The sequence below is a fragment of the Mycobacterium sp. SP-6446 genome (assembly GCF_001954045.1).
In the GTDB taxonomy this organism is placed as follows: domain Bacteria; phylum Actinomycetota; class Actinomycetes; order Mycobacteriales; family Mycobacteriaceae; genus Mycobacterium.
In genome coordinates this window covers 1-4040 of record NZ_MBEM01000108.1, presented here as the reverse complement: position 1 = coordinate 4040, position 4040 = coordinate 1, and the positions used below count along the sequence as shown (strand labels likewise).

At 67.5% G+C, this 4040-nt stretch carries 5 protein-coding genes; 1 reads left to right on the top strand and 4 read right to left on the bottom strand.

Going from position 1 to position 4040, the window contains the following annotated elements; translation table 11 throughout:
• Both A5736_RS09350 and A5736_RS09345 read right to left on the bottom strand, forming a co-directional pair.
• A partial coding sequence (locus A5736_RS09350) for an NAD(P)/FAD-dependent oxidoreductase (RefSeq protein WP_076245777.1) occupies nucleotides 1-1610 on the bottom strand: 1610 nt, incomplete at its 3' end.
• Between the two features lie 139 nt (nucleotides 1611-1749).
• The gene (locus A5736_RS09345) at nucleotides 1750-2352 is read right to left on the bottom strand and encodes a TetR/AcrR family transcriptional regulator (protein WP_076245775.1); all 603 of its coding nucleotides are present in this window, start codon (nucleotides 2350-2352) and stop codon (nucleotides 1750-1752) included.
• Between the two features lie 84 nt (nucleotides 2353-2436).
• Between A5736_RS09345 and A5736_RS09340 the strand changes: the two genes are divergently transcribed.
• Nucleotides 2437-3105, top strand: a complete 669-nt coding sequence (locus tag A5736_RS09340) for a TetR/AcrR family transcriptional regulator (protein ID WP_076245773.1) — start codon at nucleotides 2437-2439, stop codon at nucleotides 3103-3105.
• Here the strand turns inward: A5736_RS09340 and A5736_RS09335 are convergent.
• Nucleotides 3029-3520 carry a DUF417 family protein gene (locus A5736_RS09335; RefSeq protein ID WP_076245771.1) on the bottom strand — a complete coding sequence of 164 codons (492 nt, stop codon included), beginning with the start codon at nucleotides 3518-3520 and terminating at the stop codon, nucleotides 3029-3031. The two genes, A5736_RS09340 and A5736_RS09335, sit on opposite strands and share 77 nt — an antisense overlap.
• A gap of 80 nt (nucleotides 3521-3600) precedes the next feature.
• Nucleotides 3601-4040: hypothetical protein (locus tag A5736_RS09330; protein WP_254848332.1), on the bottom strand; the 440-nt coding region annotated here is incomplete at its 5' end.

Here is a 4040-nt window from a genome sequence, read left to right as displayed (position 1 = left end):
CGCTCGGCCATCGCGGCGGAGCGGGCCACCACCATGTCGACCCACGCGGCTTCGGCGGCGGGTGACGCTTCGATTTCGGTGACGCCGCGCGCGAGCGCCCACGCGATGATCCACGCCGCGTGGGTCGCCTGCACGTCCAGCAAGTAGGGGAAGTTCACCGTGAGGCCCGCCTGGGCGATGCTTTCGATGAAGCAGTTGGGAAACGCGTTCGCGCACAGGCCCTGGAAGGTGCGCACCCCGTCGCGCCACCGGTCGGTGAGCGTGATGCCGTCGCGGCCGATCAGCTCGAAGCCCGTGCGCCGGCAATAGTCCGTGCCGACCTCGAATCCCGTCGCGAAGATGAGGCAATCGAGTTCGTAGGTCACCCCGTCGACGACCACCCCGGTTTCGGTGATGCGTTCCACGCCGCGACCGCGGGTGTCGACCAGGGTGACGTTGTCGCGGTTGAACGTCTGCAGATAGTCGTCGTGAAAGCAGGGGCGCTTGCAGAAGTAGCCGTACCACGGCTTGAGCGCCTCGGCGGTCGTGGGGTCGGTCACGAGCTCCTCGACTCGCGCGCGGATCTCCTCCATCTTGGCGAAGTCGGCGAGTTCGATGTCCGGGCCCGGCGAGCCGGCACCGTCCTGGCGCATGACCGGGAGCTTGCGGGTGATGCTCGTCCAGGCGTCGGCGACCAGATCTTCCTCGGCCCGGCCGCCCGCGGTCAGGATTTGGAAGTTTCGTATGCGTTCGCGCTGCCAGCCGGGCCGTAATCCGTTGGCCCACTGGGCATCCGTGGGCCGGTTGGCCCGGACGTCGACCGATGACGGCGTGCGCTGGAAGACGTACAGTCGCCCGGCCGCCGCGCCGAGGTGCGGGACACACTGGACCGCCGTGGCGCCGGTGCCGATGATGCCGACGCGCTTGCCGGCCAGGTTCTGCAGTTGCTCGCCGGTGTAGTCGTAGTCCCACCGGCTGGTGTGGAAGGCGTGGCCGCGGAAACGGCCGAGTCCGGCGATTCCGGGCAGCTTCGGCTTGGCCTGATACCCGTTGGCCATGCAGACGAACCTGGCCCGCATTTCGTCGCCGTGATTCGTCCGGATTATCCAGCGCGAATCCTCGGCGTCCCAACGTATCTCGTGCACGTCGGTGTGCAGGCACGCGTCGCGGTAGAGGTTGTAGCGCTCGGCGATGCGCCGGCAGTGCCCGAAGATCTCCGAGCCCTTGGCGTACTTGTCGCTTGGGATGTAGCCGAGTTCCTCCAGCAAGGGCATGTACACATAGGACTCGACGTCGCAGGCGATGCCCGGATACCGGTTCCAGTACCAGGTGCCGCCCACGTCGGCGGCCCTGTCGATCAGCCGCACGCTTTCGACGCCGTGTTCGCGCAGCCGCGCCCCGGTCAGCAGCCCGCCGAAACCGGCCCCGATGACCGCCACGTCAACCTCGTCGTTGAGCGGCTCGCGGGTGAAGTCGCCGTCCGCCCAGGGGTCGTCGGCGAATCGGGCGAAGGCGCCCGCCGTTTCCAGGTACTGCGCGATTCCGTCCGGGCGCAGCCGCCGCGCCCGCTCTTCGGCGTACTTACGTCGCAGCGCTTCGACGTCGAACGCATACCCAACCGTCTCGGTCAAGGTTTCGGACTTCCTCTTCGTGACCCGACTATATAATCAATCATTTGATCATATCAAGGCCGCGTCCGCATCGAGTCTGCGCTCAGCGCGCATGTTTGCGCCGAAATGACGCGCTGGTCGCAGTTTCGGCGGTCTTCGGCTAGGGACGCCGGTCGCTCGGATTCAGCAACGTGCCCCTGATCAGTCGCTTGGCCGCGGCCAGCGCCGCGTGGTAGTCGTCCGGCGGCAGCGTCGCCGCCAGCTCGGTCAGGCCGTAGATCAGCGAGTAGATCGCTTCGACGGCGCCGCGCTGGTGGTCGTCTTCGACGATGGTCTCGATGATTTCGCGGAACGCCTGAAACCCCTCGCCGCCCGGCGCGCCGGAGTCGGGGGCGAGCGCGCTCTCGGACCGGATCGCCCACTCGAACGCGGCCAGGTCGGGGTACTCGCGCATCAGCCGGCCGGACTCGTCGAGCACCGCTTCGATTCGGTCGATGATGTGGCCCGGCCGGGCGGCCGCCGCCCGCAGCCGCGGCAATGCGACGTCCGTTCTGGCCGCGATCGCCGCCTCGATCAGCTCCGACTTGGTGGGGAAGTAGTTGTACAAGCTGGCGCTGGTCACGTCCGCCGTGCGGGCTATCTCGCGGATGGTGGCCCGCGAGTAGCCCACCCTGGCAACGCAGCGCATGGTGGCGGCGACGATTCGGCGGCGGGTCTTATCGCCGCTGGCGCCGGCGGGGCGGCCCAGTTGTGCCCGCGCCATGGTGAGGTCCTCACTGTCCGTTAACACCGTCAAATATAATCGAGCGATCAATTCGATCTCGGCTTCGGCGCGGAGGTGCGGCGGATGAAGACGGCGCCGCCGCAGTTGGGCCGCCCGACGGGCGCCGATGGCGCGCAGACCCGCGCGCGAATCCTCGTGGCGGCCATGCGCTGCGTGGCGGAGGTGGGGTACTCGCGGGCGACCATCCGCGAGATCGCCAGGGCGGCCGAAATGACCAGTGGCAGCCTGTACCACTATTTCTCGAACAAGTCCGAGTTGCTCGCCGCGACCGTCGCCGAAATCGACGAGGTTGCCTCACCGCGGCTGCGCGCCGCCGCGGCGAGGGCCGACGACGTCGTCGACCGCATCGAGGCGGTGCTCGACGAATCCGAGCGGTTGATGCGCGAGTATCCCTATCTGGCCGGGTTCGACCGGGCGATGCGCGCCCAGCGGGCGCCGCGCAGCGGCCGGACGAGTTACTCGGGGCTAAAAGCGTTGCGCGACACCATCAATGAGATCATCGAGGACGCCTTGACGCGGAAGGCGCTTCCAGCCGGCACCGACCCGAGCGCCGCGGTCAACGCCATCTATGCCCTGACGCGCGGCCTGACCGAGCGGGCGGCCAGCCTCACCCCCGAGGACTACGCGGCCACGGTGGACTCGGCCAAGAAGCTGATCAGGGGAACGCTTTTCGGGCCGCAAGCGCGTCGCCCAAAGTCCACAGGGCGACGCCGAACAGCACGAGGTCCTTGAGCAGGAATTGGCCGGGCAGCGCCGACAGCACGGGAATGCCGGCCGCGTGGGTCGAGACAACACCCGGGGTGGTGAACAGGAAGCTGATCGTTCCCGCAAAGAGCACCACCGCCAGCGCGCTGCCGACCGCCGATGCGCGTGGCCATGCCGGCCGCAGCGCAATGAGAAGCGCGGCAACGATTTCCATCGTGCCCAGGCCACGCGCGACGGTGGTGACCCCGGCCACCTGGTAGATCCAGCTCATTAGCGGGCTGTGTTCGATGAGCACCCGGGATTCCATCTTCACGTACTTGCCGAATCCGATCCAGGCCAAGACCACCACCAGGCCGTAGCGACCGATGATGTGCCCCGAGATCGTCAGCGCTCGCCCGAAGCGGTCCGCTTTTGCGTTGGCGGCAGGCACGTGTTCGAGCATCGAGGCGGAGTCCTTCCGACGACTGTTGAGCGCTATGGCTCCCGGAAGGACACGATTGGCCGCGCCCTCGCGTTCAGTTGCTACTGCGCCCCGTAGCGGTCGCGCAGCTTGGCCAACGTCGCCTCGATGCGCGACGCGTTGGCCTTCGCGAACCCCATCAGCTCGTAGTACCTCAGTGCGTTCTTCACCGTCCCCGCGTCGCGATAGTCGAACGTCTCGGTGACCCGCGTCCGGGTGGGCGAGAGCGACTCGAATTCCCACCGCCAGCGGTGTCCCAGCGGATGGCGCCACTCGACCAATTCGTTGGGTTTCAACGCCGTCACCGTGCTGGTGATGCGGTAGGGCAGGCCATACATCTTCATGTTCGTCGAAAACTTCGATCCGACAGCCATTTCCGCCGGAACCCTGATGTTGTCCCGCACGGTGCCCGACCCGTCGAGTTCGGGGTGGCGTCGGTGAGACCGGTGACGCCGGTCGCGGTGATTCGGCGGCTGAGCTCCGCGAGGTCGGTTTCCCGGCG